The organism is Pantoea sp. R13S299 (assembly GCF_048515925.1).
In the GTDB taxonomy this organism is placed as follows: Bacteria; Pseudomonadota; Gammaproteobacteria; order Enterobacterales; family Enterobacteriaceae; genus Pantoea.
Genome location: NZ_JBLYEF010000004.1, coordinates 99,812 through 120,321, shown reverse-complemented (window position 1 = coordinate 120,321; position 20,510 = coordinate 99,812). Strand labels below are relative to the sequence as shown.

Below are 20,510 nucleotides of genomic sequence, written 5' to 3'. Positions count from 1 at the left end.
AGAGCAAAGCGTCCCGCGCCAGGGACAAAAACGCCGGGAGCGTTTTTGAACAACGCAACGCGTTGGCCCGGCAACGGGCGCACCTCAGGGATGAGGTGCGTAATTGCGCGGGCCGAGCGAGCAGGGATGCTTTAAGCGACTTTGCGATCGGACTCCGCCACCCGCGAAGGGCATAGGATTAACCGACGTTAATGACGACCTCAAGATTGCTACTTTTGCCCGGCAAACTTAGAGCGTTACACCGCTTTTAAAAATCGCCAGCTCGCGGAAATCGTTCTTCTCGTTGTTAGTCTGCTGACCGCTGGCAATCGCCACAATGCTGTCGACAAAATCTTCCAGCATTGCATCCATGCTCATCCCCTCGATCAACCGTCCGGCATTAAAGTCGATCCAGTGCGGTTTCTTCTCCGCCAGCGGCGTGTTGGTCGCCAGCTTCACCGTCGGCACAAAACCACCATAAGGCGTACCGCGTCCGGTACTGAACAGCACCATGTGGCAACCGGCTCCCGCCAGCGCACTGGTAGCGACTGCATCATTGCCCGGTGCACTCAGCAGATTCAGCCCCGGCGTTTTCAACCGCTCGCCATACTTCAGCACATCGACCACCTGGCTCTGCCCCGCTTTCTGTGTACAACCCAGCGACTTCTCTTCCAGCGTCGTGATGCCACCCGCTTTATTGCCCGGCGACGGATTCTCGTAGATCGGCTGCTGGTGATCGATAAAGTACTGTTTGAAGTCGTTGATCATTGCCACCGTTTTGCCGAAGGTCTCTTCGTCGCGACAGCGGCTCATCAGAATCCGCTCTGCGCCAAACATCTCCGGCACTTCGGTCAGCACGGTCGTGCCGCCATTGGCGATCATCTGGTCCGAGAAGCGCCCCAGTAATGGGTTCGCGGTGATGCCGGATAAACCATCCGAACCGCCACACTCCAGACCAAACTTCAGCTCGCTGAGTTTGCCCGGCTCGCGCCGGTCGTGACGCATTTTTTCATACAACGCATGCAGACGCTCCAGCCCGGCTTCAACCTCATCGTCATGCTGCTGGCACACCATGAACTCGACCCGGTCGCTTTCAAACGCACCAAGAGTATCGCGGAAGGCATCGACCTGATTGTTCTCACAGCCGAGACCAATCACCAGCACCGCCCCCGCGTTGGGATGGCGCACCATATTCTGCAGCATGGTGCGGGTGTTTTCGTGGTCCTGCCCCAGCTGCGAGCAGCCGAAGGTGTGGCTGAACAGGAATGCGCCGTCAATGCCTTCTGCCTCCTGTGTCTCTTTCAGGAAACGCTGCAGGATCTGACGCGCAATGCCGTTGACGCAGCCGACGGTCGGGAGGATCCACAGCTCATTGCGGATGCCGACCTCGCCGTTAGCACGACGGTAGATCTGCACCTCACGATCGCCCGGCTGCTTTGGTAATGTCACAAACTCAGGCTGATACGCATACTCATCCAGATCGCTGAGATTAGTACGCGCGTTCTGCGAATGGATTAACTCACCGGCGGCCACAGGCTGCGTGGCATGGGCAATGGGCAGCCCATATTTGATCACCAGTTCATCCTGCGCGATGGGCTGCAGGGCAAATTTATGCCCGCGTCCGACGGCCTGTTGCACCGCCACACTTAGTGGCGGCAGCGCTATCGTGGCGCCCGCCTCTAAGTCACGTAACGCCACGGCGACATTGTCGCGGGGATCAATTTTAATTGCGTCTTGCATAGCGTTATCTCAGTTGGCTCAGCGCCTCACGCATTCCGTGGGCGATGATATTTTGCAGGTGTTGGGTGACAACCGCAGCCAGTCCGGGCTGACGGGTTAAATCTTCGCCCCAGTGTTGCGCGTCGCTTAGTACGGTATCGACAAGCTGTGCCGGTGACATCTGGTCCGCATTAACCGCTTTCCAGGCGTCGGCGTAGCGCTGTAACCACTGCGGCTCATCCTGTAACGGCCAGCTTTTGCCAGCTGACTCGCCGCGATAGAAGGCGATCAGCGCTGCCAGCGCAAAGGTAATGTGTGTCGGCCACTCGCCGGTTTGCTGATGTGCGGCAAGCAGTGGCGTCAACAGACGAGTGCGGAACTTGGTCATGCCATTGAGGGCAATCGACAGCAGCGCATGACGGATAAACGGATTGCGGAAGCGGCGCTGAACCGCATCGGCAAAGGCGTGCAGTTCGTTTGCGGGCAGATCCAGCGTCGGGATCACTTCGTGGCGCAGCAGGTTGTCGACAAATCCGGCAATTGCCGGATCGGCCATCGCCTCCCCGACGCTCTCAATACCGGCCAGAAACGCCACCGGCACCATCGCGGTATGCGCACCATTGAGGATGGCCACTTTCTGCGCTTTATAGGGCGCAATGTCATCCACATGCCGGACCTGCGGTGACAGCGCCGCCAGCTTCAGCTCACTGAACAGCGCCGACGGTCCCTGAATCACAAACTGGTAGTAGACTTCGCCCGCCACCAGATAGCGATCTTCATAACCCAGTTCACTTTGCAACTGCTCGCTTTCCGCCGGGAAGCCGGTAACGATACGGTCGACCAGGGTGTTGTAGAAGGCACAGTGCTCATGAACCCAGGTTTTAAATTCGGATGGCAGGTGCCAGTGATCGGCGTAGCGCAGCACCAGATCGCGTAACGCGTCGCCGTTATGGTCAATCAGCTCGCACGGCACCACCAGCCAGCCCCGGTCGCTGGCCCCATTGAAGTGGGAATAGCGCGCCCACAGCAGCTGTGTCAGTTTGCCAGGGAAGCTGCTGGCGGGCTGATCGGTGAGTTGATCTGTGCTGACAAAAGCGATGCCCGCTTCGGTGGTGTTGGAGAAGACCATGCGCAGATCGGGATTCCGGGCCAGCGCCATAAATTCGCCAAACTGCTGCCAGGGCTGGATCTCACGATTGAGGCTGCGGATCAGCCGGGTTTCGCTGACTTGCTCGCCCTGGTCGTTCAGCCCGCGAATCAGCGTGGTGTAGAGGCCATCCTGCTGATTCAGGCTGTCGCTGACTTCACGGTTGCGCGGCCGTACCACCACGATCCCGGCATCGGTGCCCTGATGTTCATTCAGCCAGTCAATCTGCCAGTCAATAAAGGCGCGCAGGAAGTTTCCTTCGCCGAACTGGATCACCCGGTCGCGATAGACCGCGCCCGGAAAGTCGTGGCGGTTTAGCCTTTTCATCATCAGGCTCCCAACTCGATGCCGAAGTAATCGCGGGCATTGTTGAAGCAGATGTTCTGTACCATCTGACCTAACAGCGCTTCATCGGCTGGCGCTTCACCCTGCTCCACCCAGCGGCCAATCATCTGGCACAGCAACCGGCGGAAATACTCGTGACGGGTGTAAGAGAGGAAGCTGCGGCTGTCGGTCAGCATCCCGACGAAGCGGCTCAGCAGGCCAATCTGCGCCAGCTGGGTCATCTGACGCTGCATTCCGTCCAGCTGATCGTTAAACCACCAGGCGGAACCGAACTGCATTTTGCCCGCCTGACCTTCACCCTGGAAGTTACCCGCCATGGTCGCCAGCACTTCGTTGTCGCGCGGATTCAGGCAATAAAGAATGGTTTTCGGCAGTGCATTATTGAGATTCTGTGCGCCCAGCAGGCGTGCCAGCGGTTCTGCCAGCGGTTGGTCGTTGATGGAGTCGAAGCCCACATCCGGCCCCAGCAACTGGTACTGACGCGGGTTGGTGTTGCGCAGTGCGCCAATGTGATACTGCTGCACCCAGCCACGGCGGGCATATTCACTGCCCAGCCAGACCAGTACCGCCGTTTTGAACTGTGCCGTTTCCTGCGGACTCGGCGCGGCCCCGCTGCGACGACGCGCCAGAATCGCATCCAGCGTGGCGTCATCCGCCTCGGCATAACAGACCACATCCAGCGCATGATCGGAGACTTTACAGCCGTGTGCGGCGAAGTGATCCAGCCGCTGATGCAGAGCGCTACGCAGATCTTCAAAACGCTGCACGCTGATGTCAGTCAGCTGCTCCAGCGTTTCGATCCACGGCAGGAAGGTGTCGGCTTCGATATTAAACGCTTTGTCCGGACGCCAGCTCGGCAGCACTTTGACGCTGAAGCTGGTGTCGTCTGCCAGCGCGCGATGATGGCGCAGGTCATCCAGCGGATCGTCCGTGGTGCCAACCATCTTCACTTTCATCTGCTGCATGATGCCGCGTGTGGTGAAGCTATCCTGCGCCAGCAGTTCATTGCAGCGGTGCCAGATGTTGTCGGCAGTTTTCTCAGAAAGCAGCGTGTCGGTGATGCCGAAAGGCCGGCGCAATTCCAGATGGGTCCAGTGATAGAGCGGGTTGCCGATGGTGTGCGGCACGGTACGCGCCCAGGCGTCAAATTTTTCACGATCGCTGGCGTTGCCGGTACAGAACGCCTCAGCCACACCGTTGGCGCGCATCGCCCGCCACTTATAGTGATCGCCCTTCAGCCAGATGTCATAAAGGTTGGCGAAGCGATAATTTTCGGCAATCTGCTGCGGCGGTAAGTGGCAGTGATAGTCGAAAATCGGCTGATCTTTCGCATAGTCGTGATAGAGACGACGGGCGAATTCGTTATCCAGCAAAAAATCCTCGGTCATGAAACGTGACATACATGCTTCCTCATCGACTGAACCACTGATGGTCCAAAGTTATCATACCAATTTTAGTCCGTTACGGATTTATTTGCGATCCTGCTCACATAAACGGCGGTACCGGACTGCCGTTATGGACGTTTTAGTCGTCCGTAGCGCGCTAAATGGCTGTCATTAAGCAGGTTTCCAGTATCCCACAGTGCAGAAAGGGTTTTTGTGATGGCTCTCAACTTTTAAAGTTGTATAACAAGTTAGGCTCTCGCTCCATCATGAGGTCGTTAATGACTCAGATAACGGCAAGGTCAGAACAGGGTTGCTCAGACAGAACCTGCGGGCGTGAGCAGAGCTGCATCACGTGCTGTCCCGCTCCAGATAACAACAGCGGCAAGACCGCATACAGAACTGGAAGAGGTAGAGGATGCGTAAGATCAAAGGGTTACGCTGGTACATGATTGGACTGGTGACGCTCGGTACAGTGTTGGGGTATCTGACCCGTAACACCATTGCCGTGGCGGCCCCGACATTGATGACAGAGCTGCATATCACCACGCAGCAGTACTCATACATCATTGCGGCCTATTCAGCCTGCTACACGCTGATGCAACCGGTGGCAGGTTATGTACTGGATCTGCTGGGCACCAAAGTCGGCTATGCGGTGTTTGCTGTACTGTGGGCGATCTTCTGTGCCGCCACGGCGATGGCGGGCAGCTGGGGCGGTCTTGCGCTGGCGCGTGGCGCCGTCGGTGCGGCTGAAGCCGCGATGATTCCGGCCGGTCTGAAGGCGAGCAGTGAGTGGTTCCCGGCCAAAGAGCGTTCGGTCGCGGTAGGCTACTTTAACGTGGGTTCATCTATCGGCGCGATGCTGGCTCCGCCGCTGGTCGTCTGGGCGATCGTGGCGCACAGCTGGCAGCTGGCCTTTATCATGACCGGTGTGCTGAGCATGGCGTGGGCACTCTGCTGGCTGGTGTTTTACAAGCACCCGAAACAGCAGAAGAAGCTGAGCGATGAAGAGCGCGACTATATTCTCTCTGGTCAGGAAGCGCAGCATCAGACCGGCAACACCCGCAAAATGTCGGCCCTGCAGATTATCCGTAACCGCCAGTTCTGGGGCATTGCCCTGCCGCGTTTTCTGGCAGAACCGGCATGGGGGACGTTCAACGCCTGGATTCCGCTGTTCATGTTTAAGGTGTACGGCTTTAACCTGAAAGAGATTGCGATGTTCGCCTGGATGCCGATGCTGTTCGCGGACTTCGGCTGCATCCTGGGTGGCTATCTGCCGCCGCTGTTTCAGCGCTGGTTCGGCGTTAACCTGATCGTCTCCCGCAAGATGGTGGTGACGATGGGTGCGGTGTTAATGATTGCGCCAGGCACCATCGGCCTGTTCACCAGCCCTTACGTTGCCATTGGTCTGCTGTGCGTCGGCGGCTTTGCGCATCAGGCCCTTTCTGGTGCGCTCATCACCCTGTCGTCAGACGTTTTTGGCCGCAATGAAGTCGCGACGGCTAACGGCTTAACCGGTATGGCCGCATGGACCGCCAGCACCATGTTTGCGCTGGTTGTCGGTGCCCTGGCCGATACGCTGGGCTTCAGCCCGCTGTTTGCTGCACTGGCGGTGTTCGATCTGCTGGGTGCCGTGGTGATCTGGACCGTCCTGAAAAATAAACCAATTTCCGAGCTGGAAGCGGAAACGGTGATTCCGCCAGCCAGCGCCGTTCACAATTGATCTGCCGGGCTGGCGCAAGCCAGCCCATTTCCTCGCACCGCCTGAAGTGGTATAACAACTTATCTGTCTGCTACCAGGATTGTGCTATGGACCTCACTGAATCCCGTCGACTCTATCAACAGCTGGCCAGCGAGCTGAAAAGCCGCATCGAAACCGGAATCTATCCGGTCGGTGAAAAACTGCCTGCTGAGCGCCTGATTGCCGAAGAGATGGAAGTGAGCCGCACCGTCGTCCGCGAAGCCATCATCATGCTGGAAGTGGAAGGCTATGTTGAGGTCCGCAAAGGATCCGGTATTCACGTCATTGCCAGCCAGCAGCAGAACCGCATCGCCCCTACCAGCAGTCAGCTTGAGTTCGCGACGTTTGGCCCGTTTGAATTACTGCAGGCACGCCAACTGATTGAGAGTAATGTGGCGGAGTTCGCAGCGACTCAGGTGACGCGTCAGGACATCATCGACCTGATGGCGATCCAGGAAAAAGCCCGCCAGGAGGATCATTTCCGCGACTCCGAGTGGGACATGCAGTTTCATGTGCGCATCGCGCAATCCACCCAGAACAGTGCCTTAGCCGCCATCGTTGAAAAAATGTGGCTGCATCGCCTGCACAATCCCTACTGGCTCAAACTTCACGAACACATCGACCAGCGCAGCATTCTCAGCTGGTGCGACGACCACGATCAGATTCTCAAAGCGCTGATGCGCAAAGATCCCGCCGCCAGCAAACTGGCGATGTGGCAACATCTGGAAAATACTAAACAGATGCTGTTTAACGCGACGGCGGATGATTTTGAATTTAACGTGGACCGTTACATGTTTGGTGAGAATCCGGTCATCCTGCCTGATGGGTCCAATAACGCCCGCTAAAATTGCCTGAAAACTCCCTGAAATGGTCAGTTAGTCTGCAATAGTGTCAGGTCATGTAAAGCTCCTTTTTACAGGCCGTTTCACAAGGTAAAACTCCTGTTCGCACGAGAGTTTTCCTGTCTCAGACAGGCGATTTTTGTTACAGTTATCGCCCTTTTATTACCCTTTGCGACAGGGGATTATAAAGTCGCTGATTTAACAATCAATTCTGGAAGGATCCGGAAACCCCCCGCCCAGGCTGCGCTCCTAAAATTTATAACGAAATGCCGGTCTGCGTTTAAGTCCCTGTGGGACATGTTTAACACTGATGTTCAGGAATGAATTGATGGATATTTTGCAATCGTTGCTGCATGCCCTGTGGCAGCAGGACTACGAAACCCTCTCCGATCCCACGCTGGTATGGGCCATTTACGGCGTGCTGTTTATGATTTTGTTTTTAGAAAATGGCCTTCTTCCCGCCGCATTTCTGCCGGGTGACAGTCTGCTGATTCTGGTCGGTGTGCTGATTGCCAAAGGTGCCATGAGTTTCCCCATCACGATTCTGGTTTTAACGACCGGTGCCAGTCTTGGCTGCTGGGTCAGCTACATACAGGGCCGCTGGCTGGGTAACACGCCCACGGTACAGAAATGGCTCTCCCATCTTCCCGCCCAGTATCATCTGCGCGCGCACAGCATGTTCCACCGTCACGGCTTATCTGCGCTGCTGATTGGTCGCTTTATCGCGTTTGTACGCACGCTGCTGCCGACCATCGCCGGATTGTCAGGCCTCAGTAATGCCCGCTTTCAGTTCTTCAACTGGGTCAGTGCGTTCCTGTGGGTCGTGATTCTGACCGTTATCGGCTTCGCGCTGGGTAAAACCCCGATTTTCCGTCGTTACGAAGATGAGATGATGTTCTTCCTGATGATGCTGCCGCTGGCACTGCTGGTGTTTGGTCTGGTGGGATCGCTGGTGGTGATATGGCGTAAGCGACAGTCGAATCAGAACGGGAAAGCCGAGTAATGAAATTACTGCAGGCTATTCCTAAACGGTGGTTACCGTGGCTGATTGCTGGCGCGCTGGCGCTGGTCGCGCTTTGCGCGATCCCGCCGCTGATGAAACACGAAACGATCGTGCAGATTCGGGTTTCCCATGCTGGCGCAACGCTGCCCGATGGTTTTTATCTTTATCAGCAATTAAGTGCTCAGGGTATTCGTATCAAAAGCATTACCCCGGCGGGTGATGCACTGATTATCCATTTTGACAGTGAAGAGCAGAGTCTGGCCGCCCAGAAGGTGTTACGCCGCCTGCTGCCACAGGGCTTTATTGTGGCGCAGCACGATCACTCTCAGCACCTCTCACTGGCATAATCTCCCGACTCCCCTCTTTTTTAAGACCGCCGCGGGTTGGTGTGGCGGTCTTAAAGGCGCTCTATCTCCCGGTCTTCTTTGAACTTTTTACTATGGGTGTCTATGCTTAACCGAGAGTCGATTCTCAGCGCCCGCAGGAATAAGATTAAGCGTGTGATGACGAATCAGGTCGCAATGGAAGGTTCAGGACCGATGAAATATCAAGTATTACTGGGAGTCACGCTGTTTGCGCTGTCGGGTTCGCTGCTGGCGGCAGAATCGCTTTGCGAACAGAAAGAGCAGGATATTCAGCGTGAAATCGGGATGGCGCAGAAGCATAACAACCAGCGCCGGGTTAATGGTCTGGAACGCGCGCTGACCGAAGTCCGGGCAGATTGCAGCGATAAAAAGCTTGAGGCCGCCCATCTGGAAAGAATCAACGCTCAGAAGCAGAAAGTTGCCGAGCGTGAGCACGCACTCAGGGAAGAGCGTGAAGAGGGCCATGACAGGGACAAGATTGTTAAGCGACAGGAAAAACTGGATGAAGCGCGCCGGGAGCTGAAAAAGCTACAGGCGGAGCCCTATTAATCGGAATTAACCAACTGATGTTAAAGGAGTATTTTATGTCAAAAGACACATCATCGGAACATTTGCGTGCTGAACTGAAAAACCTGGCTGATACCCTGGAAGAAGTGCTGAGCAGCAGCACTGAAAAATCCAAAAGTGAGCTGGATAAACTTCGTAGTAAAGCGCGTGATGCGCTGGATAGCTCACGTGAACGTCTGGGCGAATCAAGCGAGCGTATCGCTGCGTCCACCCGCGAAGCGGCGCAGAAAGCCGAAGGCTACGTGCGTGAAAATCCATGGCATGGTGTGGGTATCGGTGCAGCGATTGGCGTCGCACTCGGCATGCTCATCTCGCGTCGATAACTATGGCTGACTCACAGCATAACCACGGCCCGGCTAAAGGGGTCATTAACATCGGCCAGCGTATTGTTACCACGCTGGTTGGCATGGTCGAGACGCGCGTTCGTCTGGCAGTGGTGGAACTGGAGCACGAGAAAGCTAACCTGATTCAGCTACTGTTGATGGTTGGCCTGACAATGCTGTTCACTGCATTTGGTCTGATGAGCCTGATGGTTCTGATTATCTGGGCAGTGGATGCGCAGTACCGTCTGATGGCCATTGGCATCACGACCGGCACACTGCTGCTGCTGGCGGTTATTTTAGGGCTCTGGACGCTGCGCAAATCACGTCAGTCCACGCTGTTGCGCCACACGCGCAAAGAGCTGGAAACCGACCGTAATTTGCTTGAGGACCAGCGCTGATGAGCCGCCGCGAGCGTGAAGAACGCATCCATGAACTGCTTAAGCATGTGCAGCAGCAGCGGCTGGATTTAAGCGCTGCGCGGCGTGACTGGCTGGAAGGTACCGCCCATTACGATCGCGGCTGGTTCACTTTCCTCAGCTTACGTCGCTATCTGGCTATTGGCAGCAGCGCGCTGGCTATCTACTCAGTTCGCAGTCCCAACATGCTGTTACGCTGGGCAAAACGGGGATTCAGCGCCTGGAGTACCTGGCGCATGATTAAATCCGCACTGCCTCCGCGTTAATTCTGCTAAAATCCGGTCCTGAAAAGGCCGGCTTTTCTTCATCAGATTTTCTGAAAAACACTGACAGTATATCTCGCTTACAACCTTTCCACTCCGCGACTATCATCTCCAGCCATCAACCCAATGAATGCAGCACTGCTTTCAGCGGGCATAAACCCTGCGGGCAGCTTGCCCTGCATCCCTGATAGCGCTGGAGTAAATGATGAAAAAATTCGAAGACGTTGGTTTGTTAGTGGCTCGCATCCTGATGCCAATCCTGTTCATTACGGCCGGCTGGGGCAAAATCACCGGTTATGCAGGCACTCAGCAATATATGGAAGCGATGGGCGTCCCTGGCTTTATGCTGCCGCTGGTTATCCTGCTGGAGTTTGGCGGCGGTCTGGCGATTCTGTTCGGTTTCCTGACCCGTTTCACTGCCCTGTTCACTGCAGGCTTCACCATCCTGACCGCGTTTCTGTTTCACAGTAACTTCGCTGAAGGCGTAAACCAGCTGATGTTCATGAAGAACCTCTCTATCGCAGGTGGCTTCCTGGTGTTAGGTCTGGTGGGTCCGGGTGCATACAGCATCGATCGCCTGATCAGCAAAAGAAAACCACAGACAGCGATTGCGCGCTAATCTCACATAAAGCGTAATGCCACATATACTTAGCAGGGCGGGGACATTTCCCCGCCCTGTTTGCATTGGAGCCATTATGGGACAGTTAATTGACGGTGTCTGGCATGACACCTGGTACGACACCAAATCTACAGGCGGACGTTTCAAACGTTCAGAATCAGCCTTTCGCAACTGGGTGACGCCGGATGGTAGCGCAGGTCCGGTGGGCAAAGCGGGATTTGCTGCTGAGCGCGATCGCTATCATCTTTATGTCTCGCTGGCCTGCCCCTGGGCACACCGTACGCTACTGATGCGTCAGCTGAAGGGTCTGAATAGTATGATCGACGTCTCCGTCGTTCATCCGCTGATGCTGGAGAACGGCTGGACCTTCGATGACACCTTCCAGGATGCGACCGGCGATAAGCTTTACCAGAACGAGTTCCTCTATCAGCTCTATCTGCACGCCGACCCGCAATACAGTGGCCGCGTTACTGTGCCGGTGTTGTGGGACAAACAGCAGAACACCATCGTCAGCAATGAGTCTGCCGATATCATCCGCATGTTCAACAGTGCGTTTGATGCGGTGGGTGCCCGAGCCGGTGACTACTATCCCGAAGCGCTGCGCGAGAAGATTGATGAGCTGAACGGCTGGATTTACGACACCGTGAACAACGGCGTCTATAAATCGGGCTTCGCCACTTCGCAGTCTGCGTACGATGAGGCAGTGACCGCGCTGTTCCATTCGCTGTCGCGACTGGAGCAGATCCTGGGCCAGCATCGCTATCTCACCGGCGATCAGCTGACCGAAGCGGATCTGCGGTTGTGGACCACGCTGGTACGTTTCGATCCGGTCTATGTGACCCACTTTAAATGCGATCGTCACCGGATCAGTGACTACAGAAATCTGAGCGGTTTCCTGCGCGATATCTATCAGATGCCAGGCATTGCGGAGACGGTCAACCTGCCGCATATCCGCCATCACTACTACTGCAGCCACAAGACCATCAACCCGAGCGGCGTGATTTCGCTGGGCCCAGCGTTTGACTGGGATGAACCGCACGGCCGCGGTTAAAAGTTGTTAGTGTTATAAAGCAAAACCCCGCTGAGGCGGGGTTTTCAGTAAAAGTCCGAGCTGACCGATAAGGCGGCTTCATTCAACTGTGCGTCAACCATCTACGGCGCTGGAGTTTTCTTGTGTCGCAGACTGTATCTCACGTTGTGCGACAGATAAAGTTGGTTAATAAGCAAAAGAAAGACCGGCACAAAACCCAGCCATAGACATTTCCTCATCCCCCACCATGCTTTATTACATACATTAAAACTCCACCGATGATAAAAAATGCCAGACTTATGATGGCAAAGTATAGCTCAAGATAAAATGGACCAATTAGACGCTTCGGTAATCCACGGATAAAATCTTTGTCATCGTTCTTTGTAAAATGCGAGCTTCGATTCCAGAGTAACGGCTTAAAGATAAACTGCATTTTTACACTGTAGGTAAAGTTCACGTAGAGAGTGTTTACGTCATCGAATATTTGAACCATTGGCGGCAACTCGCCAAACTTCTCTTTGTACAATAAGCAGATCTCTTTATATCTTTTTTTGTTGAGTGTTGATGCTACAAGGCTAGCGATAGCAAATCCAAAACCCAGACAACCTGCAGCAATGAACGCTTTATCCATTGTGTTAATCATCACTGGTAGCCTCGTAAAGTTTTTCACCTAAAAAACCGCCGAATGCGGAAACTGCTTTATCACTTCCGTATGCGACTCCACCAGCTACACCAATCGTACAAAGTAATGCTCCTGCCCCACCTGCTTCAAAGGTTGCTGCACCCAGGATTGCAACGCAGGCGGTTTCCGTCAAACTACCAGCCAATATTTTTGTGGCAACCCTTCCACCAAGTAAGCTACCCGAAAACTCACCAATAGAAGTAAAAGACGTTTTCGCACAGTCTCTACCGACCGTGCAGGCTTCAGTAATCTTCGCAGCAGTATTAAGGGCTGACAGGCCAAGGCCAATCTTCCCGGCTGTTTCCATCAACTTCACGTAGTTCGCCAGCTTTTCGATGTGCGTCGCGTAACCTTCAATATCGCTAACGCCTGTTTCGTTCCAGCGGTGTGTGATTGAACGGCTGGAGAGGCCAAGGGCACTTTTCAGATCAGTGTACTCATTGAGCATGAAACGATGTTTCATGAACATTTTCAGCACGCTATCGAGTTGTTCGAATAATCGACGGCGCTCAACGAAAAACTGTTCACCGATCAGCGTGCCGTTGGTGATGTACTGGTTTTTGTATGTCTTCTCGATCTCGACGAGAACTTTTTCGACTCTCTCAAAATATCCCTTCGCTGCTTCCGTTGCTCTTCCTGCATTTCCAGCAGCATCGTTTGCAGTAGTGGCAGCGGCTGCAAACATCTCAATAGTGTCTTTGTGTTTGAAAAGAAAGTTAGCTTGCTGGGTAGAGAGAGGGGCTAAAGCTGCATCAATCCGCTGTTTAGCGGCCTGCATATGAGCGATTTGCTCTTCATCCTGCTTATTGGGGTCAACCATCAGCATGATAGAACCCGCTTTGTATCTTTCATCCGGGCCGTTTAGTGTAGCGAATAGATCCTTTACCCCTGCTGGAGGATTCTCTGTGAATAGCAGACGTTGCCAGGCTTCTGTTGTGCCGCCGTAGGGGAGGATGGTAAAACCCGCATCAATGCCTGTTTTCTTCTTCGCTGTTTGTACGTGTTGTCCCTGTTCAGACTCAATGGGCTTTGGAAGTACAGGCATCTTAATTAGGTGAGATAAATCGGTGTGCGTTACTGTTGCTTCTCCGCCAAGTTCATAATCATCATCAAGGTTTGATGGAATGAATTTTGATTTACAGGGGCAGGAGCTATAACTGTGGAGCGTTCCGGCAATTCTTTTGCCATGTATTTCATCGTTAATACCGCCACAAATACGGAATCTGCCAGGATGTTTACCACAGGTAACTTTATGACCTTCACAGGCCATGTCTTTATCGAAAAACTGATGATCACTCCATCCCTCAAGGATAAGCCCGCCGCATACCGTCTTATCACCTCTGAAAAGAAAGTTACCTTTAACTGCCATTAGTGCTTACTCCCCGGCATGGTCAGAAATCCTTTAGGGAGTAGGTCGCCTTCACGGAAAATCAATCGACTAATGCATTGTGGCGTTGAGATGATTTCATCGCCGTTATCCAGCATGCTTCCAACCAGTGCAGCGGGTGCTCCCTGTATTAAGCGCGCTGCGCCAGCACCGGAAATAATAGTGGCCTCACTGCCATCAGCATACACAACCCTGTCGCCAACCCGCGCCACCTGAAGTCCTCCGGCAGTACTCCTCCCCGATGCTTTTTGAGGAATGCCACCGTTACGCGTAAGACTTCCGACCGTTGCTATTCTGAACATGTGTGTGACAGGGGAAGTGGCTAATCGGGTAATTATATCGAATGCTTCCTGCTGCACGCTTTTGTCAAAAGTAGCAATTTCTTCCTGAGTGTACGGCGGTTGTGCACATGATTTTATTATTTCAGCGGTTAATTCATTCGTGTATTGCATAAGTCCCTCTGCTCGCTTTTAATTTATTTCCATATGCAATCATTGTATGGATAATAACCACATTAAGACAGTGGTTTTGATCAAAATTAAACAATGATTCAGAGCATTTACAAACTGAATTTTTTATAAAATTTCATTTGAGTGGAGGAGTAAAAAACGTCTTAAATGTCGGATATATCCTCGGTTGAAATGGCATTTCATCAGTGATGTCACAATCTCAGTGATTTCCTGCGCGACATCCATCAGATGCCGGGCATTGCAGAAACGGTCAACCTGCCGCATATCCGCCATCACTACTACTGCAGCCACAAAACCATCAACCCGAGCGGCGTGATTTCGCTGGGCCCAGCGTTTGACTGGGATGAACCACACGGCCGCGGTTAAAGTCTGTCTGTTGCTCGCGCCAAAAAGCAAAAACCCCGCCGAGGCGGGGTTTCTGGTAAAAAGTCGAAGCTGACCGTTAAGCCGCATTCTTTTCATAGAGAGCGTCGTGGACAGTCATTCATCGCTGCCCGCACAGAGCCCATAAAGTAAAAACCCCGCCGAAGCGGGGTTTTTAGTAAAAAGTCGAAGCTGACCGTTAAGCCGGGTTCTGTCGTGGACAGTCATTCATCTAGGCCAGCAATCGCTCACTGGCTCAAGCAGCCTACCCGGGTTCAGTACGGGCCGTACCTTGTGAACCCCTATTTGGCCTTGCTCCGGGTGGAGTTTACCGTGCCACGAACTGTTGCCAGTCGCGCGGTGCGCTCTTACCGCACCCTTTCACCCTTACCTGATCCCATTTCTGGGCCATCGGCGGTTTGCTCTCTGTTGCACTGGTCGTAGGCTTGCGCCTCCCAGGCGTTACCTGGCACCCTGCCCTATGGAGCCCGGACTTTCCTCCCCTCTGCCCGTCTCCCCACAAGTGAGGACGACGACAAAGCGGCGACTGTCTGGTCAGCTTCGGCGCGGGATAATAGGACATTTGCCGGCATTTGTCACGCCTCTTGCTGCTCCAGCGCATACTTATAAAGGGCATTCTTCTTCACGCTGTGGATCTCGGCGGTCAGCGCAGCCGCACGTTTCAACGGCAGCTCTTTTTGCAGCAGCGCCAGCGTACGCAGCGCATCAGCCGGTAACGCGTCTTCATCATCGACTTTATACCCTTCGACAATCAGCACCATCTCGCCTTTGCGACGATTCTCATCTTCTTTCACCCAGGCCAGCAGCTCGCCGACCGGCGCACCGTAAATCGACTCCCAGGTTTTGGTCAGCTCGCGCGCCAGCACCACATAGCGTTCAGCGCCCAGCTCACTCACCATATCCTGCAGGCTGTCGATGAGACGATGGGTCGATTCATAGAAAATCAGCGTGCGCGGCTCCTGCACCAGCGCCCGCAGCGCATCGCACCGGCCTTTGGTTTTGGCGGGCAGAAACCCTTCGTAACAGAAACGATCGGATGGCAGTCCTGCGGCACTTAACGCGGCAATGGCAGCACAGGCGCCCGGCAGCGGCACCACACGGATGCCTGCTTCACGGCAGCGGCGCACCAGATGGTAGCCCGGATCGTTAATCAGCGGCGTGCCAGCATCAGAAACTAAGGCTATGCTTTGACCCTCTTGCAGCTTCGTCAGCAGCAGCTCAGCCTTGTGCTGCTCGTTGTGGTCATGAAGTGAGAAGAGTCGCGCATTGATGGCGAAATGTTGTAGCAACAGCCCGGTATGACGTGTATCTTCCGCAGCGACCAGATCGACGCTCGAAAGCACCGTCAGCGCCCGCTGGGTGATATCACCCAAATTACCAATCGGGGTTGGAACGATGTAGAGCGTGCTGGCAGAAATCTCTGCCCGATCGAGTTGTTTCATTGTTTCATCCGAATTGCCGATTTAATATTGAGCATCTTGAAAAAAACATCACTGGATACAGTATGCTTCCTTCAAAAGTCGTTCGTCATAAAGCAGGACGCTTTCTGCCTGTCATTCTTGCTGGGCTGATTTTAGCCGCGTGTAGCGGTCAGAAGCCGCAAACCTCAGCCGTCAATATTCAGGGGCCAGTCACCGCCAGCTCCGCTTACTATCTGCAGCAAGCGCAGCAAAGCAGCGATGATAGCAAGACCGACTGGCAATTACTTGCAATCCGCGCCCTGTTGAAGGAAGGAAAGTATCCTGAAGCGACGCAGCAACTGAGCCAGTTGCCGCAGCAGCTTTCTGAAACGCAGCAACAGGAATCGCTGCTGCTGAAAGCGCAGTTGCTGATTGCTCAGCAGAAGTTCGCCGATGTTCAGCCCGTGTTAGCCCAGGTGAAAACCGGCGCACTGTCGCAGGATCAGCTGGCGCGTTACTACAGCCTGCAGATTGCCAGCGCACAGGGTCGCCCTTCACTCTCGCTGCTGCGCAACTATATTGCTCAGGAGCCGCTGCTGAAAGGCACCGACCATCAGGGCAATATTGACGCCACCTGGCAGACACTGACGCAGATGTCGCCGCAGGATGTCAGCAACCTGGTGATTAATGCGGATGAAAATGTGCTGCAGGGCTGGCTGGATCTGCTCGCGGTCTGGCGTGCCAACGCCCAGGATGCTGAGATGCTCAAGTCCGGCATCAAAGACTGGCAGACCCGCTATCCGCAGAACCCAGCGGCCAAAACGCTGCCGACGCAGCTGAGCCAGATGCAGAACTACACCAAAGCCTCTACCAGCATCATCGCCCTGCTGCTGCCGCTGAATGGCCAGGCACAGGTGTTCGCGAATGCGATTCAGAAAGGCTTTAACGACGCGAAGAATGGCGTCACCGCGCCGGTCGCCCAGCCAGCTGCTGCACAGCCCGCCGCCGCGGATGCAACCGCCAGCACGCAACCCGCTGCCGCCGCTGGATCTTCCACCGATCCGATCAGCGCGCCGCAGCAGTCGGCCGACACCACACCTCAGCCTCAGTCACAGCCTCAATCTCAGCCTGCTGCCGCACCGGCCAGCAACGCTCAGATCAAGGTCTATGACACCAGCAGCCAGCCGATTGAGCAGGTGATGCAGCAGGCACAGCAGGACGGCGCCACTATCGTGGTTGGCCCACTGCTGAAGAGTAACGTTGAGAAGGTCGCTAACAGCCAGACGCCACTGAATGTGCTGGCGCTTAACGAGCCTGAGAAGATCCAGAACCATCCGAATATCTGCTACTTTGCGCTTTCTCCTGAAGACGAAGCGCGCGATGCCGCGCACCATATCTGGGATCAGGGCAAACGCCAGCCGCTGTTGCTGGTTCCGCGCAGCGGCCTGGGCGATCGCGTCACCAACGCTTTTGCTCAGGAGTGGCAGAAACTGGGTGGCAGCACCGTCATGCAGCAGCGCTTTGGCTCGACCTCTGAGCTGAAACAGGGCATCAACAGCGGTGCGGGCATCAGCCTGTCGGGTACGCCGGTGAACGCTGCACCTGCCGAGCCGCAGGGTGTTTCAATTGCGGGCATGACCATTCCGGCACCGCAGCAGAGCACGCCTGATGTGGTCAGCACCAGCAGCGGTGGCGGTGTCGATGCGGTTTACATCGTCTCAACGCAGGATGAACTGCAGCTGATTAAGCCGATGATCACCATGCGCACCGGCAGTCGCAGCAACATCTCGCTCTACGCCAGCTCGCGCAGTGCGCAGGCCGGTGCCGGCCCGGACTTCCGTCTGGAAATGGATGGCCTGCAGTTCAGCGATATTCCGCTGCTCTCCGGCAGCAATCCTGGCCTGATGCAGCAGACATCGAAGTCATTCAATAATGACTACTCGCTGGTGCGTCTCTATGCCATGGGTATGGATGCCTGGACGCTGGCGAATCACTTCAACCAGATGCGTCAGTCTCCTGGCTTCACGCTGGATGGCAATACCGGCAAGCTCAGCGCCGACACGGATTGTGTGATCAACAGGAAGTTGACATGGAACCAGTATCGTCGGGGCGAAATCGCACCGGCCAACTAAATCGCCGTCAGATTGGTGCCGGGCATGAAGACGATGCCCGGCGCTATCTGGAGCAGGCTGGCCTGATATGGGTCGCCAGTAATGTTCACTTTCGCAATGGTGAACTTGACCTGATTATGCGTGACGGGCACTGTTGGGTGTTTGTTGAAGTCCGCTACCGACGCGATGCGCGTTATGGTGGCGCGCTCGCCAGCGTAACCCGGAATAAACAACAAAAGCTGCTGCGCGCTGCCGCTCTCTGGCTGGCGCAACGCGGCGGCAGTTTTGAAACAGTGAATTGCCGTTTCGACATCATCGCCATTACCGGCACGGCGCTCGAGTGGCTGCCGAATGCCTTTAATGCAGACGTTTAGAACCAGGTGGTCGTGTGCAGGAAAGAATTAAAGCGTGTTTTACCGAAAGTATTCAGACTCAGATTGCCGCAGCTGAGGCGTTGCCCGATGCCATCTCCCGCGCGGCCATGACACTGGTGCAGTCGCTACTGAATGGCAATAAAATCCTGAGCTGTGGCAACGGCGCCTCATCCGCCAATGCACAGCACTTCGCCGCCAGCATGATCAACCGTTTCGAGACTGAGCGCCCCAGCTTACCGGCACTGGCGTTAAGTGCCGACAACGTGATGCTGACTGCGATTGGTAACGATCGTCTGCACGATGAGATCTATGCCAAGCAGGTTCGCGCGCTGGGACACGCAGGCGATGTGTTACTGGCTATCTCGACCCGTGGCAACACCCGTGACATCGTTAAGGCCGTAGAAGCGGCGGTAACACGCGATATGACTATCGTTGCGCTTACCGGGTATGATGGCGGAGAGCTCGCCGGACTGCTGGGGCCGCAGGATGTGGAAATCCGCATTCCGTCGCACCGCAGCGCCCGTATTCAGGAGATGCATATGCTGACCGTGAATTGCTTATGCGATCTGATCGATAACACTCTCTTTCCCCATCAGGAATGACTGAAGGAGCACGAATGAAAGCATTGAATGCTATAGCTATTCTGTTAACCGCCATGCTGCTGCAGGGCTGCGTTGCGGTCGTCGCTGGCGGTGCAGCCGTTGCTACCAAAACGGCCACCGATCCCCGTTCAGTGGGGACACAGGTTGATGACGGCACGCTGGAGCTACGCGTCACGAATGCGCTGGCAAAAGATCAGCAGATTAAAACCGATGCCCGCGTAATTGCCACCGCCTATCAGGGCAAAGTGCTGCTGACCGGTCAGGCGCCTTCGCAGGAGATCGCCAATCGTGCCAAACAGATCACCATGGGCGTTGATGGCGCAACCGAGGTCTATAACGAGATCCGCATCGGCCAGAAAGTGACGCTGGGCACCACGTCATCCGACACCTGGATCACCACCAAAATCCGCTCGCAGCTGCTGGGCAGCGATCAGGTGAAATCTTCCAACGTGAAGGTGACGACGGAGAATGGCGAAGTGTTCCTGCTGGGTCTGGTGACACAACAGGAAGCGCAGGCCGCGGCTGATGTCGCCAGCCGCGTCAGTGGCGTTAAGCACGTCACCACCGCTTTTACCATGCTGAAGTAACCCACTAAAACGCAAAAAGGCGGCCATGGCCGCCTTTTTTATTGCCCGATTTTCAGACCGGAATGTCGATGACCAGCGCGCGGGTCGCGGTTTTGGCCTTCAGCTGCAACAGCTTCTCTTCCTGCACAAACGCGCCATCGCCACAGCCCAGCTTCTCCTGATGCTCCGTGCCGGACATCGCCTCCAGCGAACCGTGAATCGACTGCAGATAAGCTCGTGGCCCCTGTATCCGCAGCGAGTGCTGTTCGCCCGGAGCCAGCTCAACCTGATGAATCCACACCTGCTGACGCAGTTGCAGGCTGTCGTCCACGCCATCCGGCGAGGCGATCAGCTGAGACAACCGGCCTTCCGTCAGGGCAATTTTCTGCATCCGCGGATTTTCGCGCTCAGGACAGGCGGCCAGCCACAGCTGCATGCGTGTCAGCGGGCGATCTTTGCTCAGGTTGATTTCGGTGTAACTCACCCCCTGCTGGGCAGAGAGCAGCAGCGCCTCGCCTTCCCGCACGCTGATGGTGTTGCCTTCGCTGTCACGATATTCGGCTTCACCCTGCAGCACGATGTTCAGCACATCGACCTGCGGATAGGTACGCGGCTGAAAAGCCGCACCTGGTGCCAGCACTTCCTGGTTCAGAACACGCAGCGATGCGTAGCCCATCAGTTTAGGATCAAAATAGTGGCCAAAAGAGAAACTATAGCGGCCCTGCAACCAGCCGAAATCGGCCTGGCCACATGCCGACGCACTGCGTGTTGTTATCATTATTTACCTCCGGCA

The 20,510-nt window shown here is 55.1% G+C and carries 22 protein-coding genes, 1 other RNA gene and 1 pseudogene; 15 read left to right on the top strand and 9 right to left on the bottom strand.

The window, feature by feature from the left end:
- Window positions 1-228 precede the first annotated feature (228 nt).
- The 3 genes from ACN1CO_RS17655 to uxaC are packed head-to-tail and all read right to left on the bottom strand — an operon-like array spanning window position 229 to window position 4,590.
- Window positions 229-1,719, bottom strand: a complete 1,491-nt coding sequence (locus tag ACN1CO_RS17655; RefSeq protein ID WP_419140081.1) for a UxaA family hydrolase — start codon at window positions 1,717-1,719, stop codon at window positions 229-231.
- Between the two features lie 4 nt (window positions 1,720-1,723).
- A complete protein-coding gene (locus tag ACN1CO_RS17650; protein WP_419140287.1) occupies window positions 1,724-3,172 on the bottom strand; it encodes a tagaturonate reductase in 1,449 nt (482 codons plus the stop codon).
- 2 nt (window positions 3,173-3,174) lie between these two features.
- On the bottom strand, window positions 3,175-4,590 hold the full coding sequence (gene uxaC, locus ACN1CO_RS17645) for a glucuronate isomerase (protein WP_419140080.1): 1,416 nt from the start codon (window positions 4,588-4,590) through the stop codon (window positions 3,175-3,177).
- 400 nt (window positions 4,591-4,990) lie between these two features.
- On the opposite strand from uxaC, the gene ACN1CO_RS17640 reads away from it, so the two are divergent.
- The 10 genes from ACN1CO_RS17640 (at window position 4,991) to ACN1CO_RS17595 (ending at window position 11,762) form a co-directional block, all read left to right on the top strand.
- The gene (locus ACN1CO_RS17640; RefSeq protein ID WP_419140079.1) at window positions 4,991-6,295 is read left to right on the top strand and encodes an MFS transporter; all 1,305 of its coding nucleotides are present in this window, start codon (window positions 4,991-4,993) and stop codon (window positions 6,293-6,295) included.
- An 86-nt stretch (window positions 6,296-6,381) separates the two neighbouring features.
- A complete protein-coding gene (gene exuR, locus ACN1CO_RS17635; RefSeq protein ID WP_090966126.1) occupies window positions 6,382-7,158 on the top strand; it encodes a transcriptional regulator ExuR in 777 nt (258 codons plus the stop codon).
- Between the two features lie 325 nt (window positions 7,159-7,483).
- Window positions 7,484-8,158, top strand: coding sequence for a DedA family protein (locus ACN1CO_RS17630; RefSeq protein ID WP_419140078.1), 675 nt, complete (start codon window positions 7,484-7,486; stop codon window positions 8,156-8,158).
- Window positions 8,158-8,505 (top strand): EnvZ/OmpR regulon moderator MzrA, encoded by a 348-nt coding sequence (gene mzrA / locus ACN1CO_RS17625; RefSeq protein ID WP_419140077.1) that lies wholly within the window; start codon window positions 8,158-8,160, stop codon window positions 8,503-8,505. The genes ACN1CO_RS17630 and mzrA overlap by 1 nt, the downstream gene beginning before the upstream one ends.
- A 192-nt stretch (window positions 8,506-8,697) precedes the next feature.
- On the top strand, window positions 8,698-9,072 hold the full coding sequence (locus ACN1CO_RS17620; protein ID WP_419140076.1) for a DUF1090 domain-containing protein: 375 nt from the start codon (window positions 8,698-8,700) through the stop codon (window positions 9,070-9,072).
- Window positions 9,073-9,107: 35 nt separating this feature from the next.
- Window positions 9,108-9,413, top strand: coding sequence for a DUF883 family protein (locus tag ACN1CO_RS17615; protein ID WP_419140075.1), 306 nt, complete (start codon window positions 9,108-9,110; stop codon window positions 9,411-9,413).
- 2 nt (window positions 9,414-9,415) lie between these two features.
- Window positions 9,416-9,811 (top strand): phage holin family protein, encoded by a 396-nt coding sequence (locus ACN1CO_RS17610; protein ID WP_090966137.1) that lies wholly within the window; start codon window positions 9,416-9,418, stop codon window positions 9,809-9,811.
- Window positions 9,811-10,095 (top strand): YqjK-like family protein, encoded by a 285-nt coding sequence (locus ACN1CO_RS17605; RefSeq protein ID WP_179898626.1) that lies wholly within the window; start codon window positions 9,811-9,813, stop codon window positions 10,093-10,095. Before ACN1CO_RS17610 ends, ACN1CO_RS17605 begins: the two co-directional genes overlap by 1 nt.
- Before the next feature lie 202 nt (window positions 10,096-10,297).
- A complete protein-coding gene (locus ACN1CO_RS17600) occupies window positions 10,298-10,711 on the top strand; it encodes a DoxX family protein (protein WP_419140286.1) in 414 nt (137 codons plus the stop codon).
- 76 nt (window positions 10,712-10,787) lie between these two features.
- Window positions 10,788-11,762: a glutathione S-transferase family protein gene (locus ACN1CO_RS17595; RefSeq protein WP_419140074.1), complete on the top strand. Its 975-nt coding sequence runs from the start codon at window positions 10,788-10,790 to the stop codon at window positions 11,760-11,762.
- 214 nt (window positions 11,763-11,976) lie between these two features.
- On the opposite strand, the gene ACN1CO_RS17590 is transcribed toward ACN1CO_RS17595, so the two are convergent.
- Genes ACN1CO_RS17590 through ACN1CO_RS17580 form a run of 3 tightly spaced genes read right to left on the bottom strand, consistent with a single transcriptional unit; the run spans window position 11,977 to window position 14,262 of the window.
- The gene (locus tag ACN1CO_RS17590; protein ID WP_419140073.1) at window positions 11,977-12,384 is read right to left on the bottom strand and encodes a hypothetical protein; all 408 of its coding nucleotides are present in this window, start codon (window positions 12,382-12,384) and stop codon (window positions 11,977-11,979) included.
- Complete coding sequence (locus ACN1CO_RS17585) at window positions 12,377-13,792, bottom strand: PAAR domain-containing protein (RefSeq protein WP_419140072.1); 1,416 nt, start codon at window positions 13,790-13,792, stop codon at window positions 12,377-12,379. The genes ACN1CO_RS17590 and ACN1CO_RS17585 overlap by 8 nt, the downstream gene beginning before the upstream one ends.
- A complete protein-coding gene (locus ACN1CO_RS17580) occupies window positions 13,792-14,262 on the bottom strand; it encodes a PAAR domain-containing protein (RefSeq protein WP_419140071.1) in 471 nt (156 codons plus the stop codon). Before ACN1CO_RS17580 ends, ACN1CO_RS17585 begins: the two co-directional genes overlap by 1 nt.
- A gap of 213 nt (window positions 14,263-14,475) precedes the next feature.
- On the opposite strand from ACN1CO_RS17580, the pseudogene ACN1CO_RS17575 reads away from it, so the two are divergent.
- Window positions 14,476-14,646: pseudogene (locus tag ACN1CO_RS17575) on the top strand (glutathione S-transferase family protein); the annotation flags it as partial.
- 181 nt (window positions 14,647-14,827) lie between these two features.
- On the opposite strand, the gene rnpB reads toward ACN1CO_RS17575, so the two are convergent.
- Window positions 14,828-15,206: RNase P RNA component class A (rnpB, locus tag ACN1CO_RS17570), an RNA gene on the bottom strand.
- A gap of 33 nt (window positions 15,207-15,239) precedes the next feature.
- On the bottom strand, window positions 15,240-16,106 hold the full coding sequence (rsmI, locus tag ACN1CO_RS17565; RefSeq protein ID WP_045139595.1) for a 16S rRNA (cytidine(1402)-2'-O)-methyltransferase: 867 nt from the start codon (window positions 16,104-16,106) through the stop codon (window positions 15,240-15,242).
- A 62-nt stretch (window positions 16,107-16,168) separates the two neighbouring features.
- Here rsmI and ACN1CO_RS17560 point away from each other — a divergent pair, with 62 nt between their 5' ends.
- Genes ACN1CO_RS17560 through dolP form a run of 4 tightly spaced genes read left to right on the top strand, consistent with a single transcriptional unit; the run spans window position 16,169 to window position 19,738 of the window.
- Window positions 16,169-18,196: a penicillin-binding protein activator gene (locus ACN1CO_RS17560; RefSeq protein ID WP_419140070.1), complete on the top strand. Its 2,028-nt coding sequence runs from the start codon at window positions 16,169-16,171 to the stop codon at window positions 18,194-18,196.
- Complete coding sequence (locus ACN1CO_RS17555) at window positions 18,154-18,549, top strand: YraN family protein (protein WP_140034121.1); 396 nt, start codon at window positions 18,154-18,156, stop codon at window positions 18,547-18,549. Before ACN1CO_RS17560 ends, ACN1CO_RS17555 begins: the two co-directional genes overlap by 43 nt.
- 14 nt (window positions 18,550-18,563) lie before the next feature.
- Entirely contained in the window at window positions 18,564-19,151 is a 588-nt protein-coding gene (gene diaA / locus ACN1CO_RS17550) for a DnaA initiator-associating protein DiaA (protein ID WP_003855538.1), read from the top strand.
- 14 nt (window positions 19,152-19,165) lie between these two features.
- Window positions 19,166-19,738: a division/outer membrane stress-associated lipid-binding lipoprotein gene (gene dolP / locus ACN1CO_RS17545; protein WP_013359140.1), complete on the top strand. Its 573-nt coding sequence runs from the start codon at window positions 19,166-19,168 to the stop codon at window positions 19,736-19,738.
- A 52-nt stretch (window positions 19,739-19,790) separates the two neighbouring features.
- On the opposite strand, the gene ACN1CO_RS17540 is transcribed toward dolP, so the two are convergent.
- The gene (locus ACN1CO_RS17540; protein ID WP_419140069.1) at window positions 19,791-20,495 is read right to left on the bottom strand and encodes a pirin family protein; all 705 of its coding nucleotides are present in this window, start codon (window positions 20,493-20,495) and stop codon (window positions 19,791-19,793) included.
- Window positions 20,496-20,510: the final 15 nt, after the last annotated feature.

Coding starts and splice junctions, on each gene's coding strand:
- mzrA (WP_419140077.1), top strand. CDS start 8,158: ATGAAATTACTGCAGGCTATTCCTAAACGGTGGTTACCGTGGCTGATT.
- ACN1CO_RS17580 (WP_419140071.1), bottom strand. CDS start 14,262: ATGCAATACACGAATGAATTAACCGCTGAAATAATAAAATCATGTGCA.
- ACN1CO_RS17590 (WP_419140073.1), bottom strand. CDS start 12,384: ATGATTAACACAATGGATAAAGCGTTCATTGCTGCAGGTTGTCTGGGT.
- ACN1CO_RS17585 (WP_419140072.1), bottom strand. CDS start 13,792: ATGGCAGTTAAAGGTAACTTTCTTTTCAGAGGTGATAAGACGGTATGC.
- uxaC (WP_419140080.1), bottom strand. CDS start 4,590: ATGTCACGTTTCATGACCGAGGATTTTTTGCTGGATAACGAATTCGCC.
- ACN1CO_RS17640 (WP_419140079.1), top strand. CDS start 4,991: ATGCGTAAGATCAAAGGGTTACGCTGGTACATGATTGGACTGGTGACG.
- ACN1CO_RS17630 (WP_419140078.1), top strand. CDS start 7,484: ATGGATATTTTGCAATCGTTGCTGCATGCCCTGTGGCAGCAGGACTAC.
- ACN1CO_RS17560 (WP_419140070.1), top strand. CDS start 16,169: ATGCTTCCTTCAAAAGTCGTTCGTCATAAAGCAGGACGCTTTCTGCCT.
- ACN1CO_RS17605 (WP_179898626.1), top strand. CDS start 9,811: ATGAGCCGCCGCGAGCGTGAAGAACGCATCCATGAACTGCTTAAGCAT.
- ACN1CO_RS17595 (WP_419140074.1), top strand. CDS start 10,788: ATGGGACAGTTAATTGACGGTGTCTGGCATGACACCTGGTACGACACC.
- dolP (WP_013359140.1), top strand. CDS start 19,166: ATGAAAGCATTGAATGCTATAGCTATTCTGTTAACCGCCATGCTGCTG.
- ACN1CO_RS17610 (WP_090966137.1), top strand. CDS start 9,416: ATGGCTGACTCACAGCATAACCACGGCCCGGCTAAAGGGGTCATTAAC.
- ACN1CO_RS17655 (WP_419140081.1), bottom strand. CDS start 1,719: ATGCAAGACGCAATTAAAATTGATCCCCGCGACAATGTCGCCGTGGCG.
- ACN1CO_RS17540 (WP_419140069.1), bottom strand. CDS start 20,495: ATGATAACAACACGCAGTGCGTCGGCATGTGGCCAGGCCGATTTCGGC.
- ACN1CO_RS17600 (WP_419140286.1), top strand. CDS start 10,298: ATGAAAAAATTCGAAGACGTTGGTTTGTTAGTGGCTCGCATCCTGATG.
- ACN1CO_RS17555 (WP_140034121.1), top strand. CDS start 18,154: ATGGAACCAGTATCGTCGGGGCGAAATCGCACCGGCCAACTAAATCGC.
- ACN1CO_RS17650 (WP_419140287.1), bottom strand. CDS start 3,172: ATGAAAAGGCTAAACCGCCACGACTTTCCGGGCGCGGTCTATCGCGAC.
- ACN1CO_RS17615 (WP_419140075.1), top strand. CDS start 9,108: ATGTCAAAAGACACATCATCGGAACATTTGCGTGCTGAACTGAAAAAC.
- exuR (WP_090966126.1), top strand. CDS start 6,382: ATGGACCTCACTGAATCCCGTCGACTCTATCAACAGCTGGCCAGCGAG.
- ACN1CO_RS17620 (WP_419140076.1), top strand. CDS start 8,698: ATGAAATATCAAGTATTACTGGGAGTCACGCTGTTTGCGCTGTCGGGT.
- rsmI (WP_045139595.1), bottom strand. CDS start 16,106: ATGAAACAACTCGATCGGGCAGAGATTTCTGCCAGCACGCTCTACATC.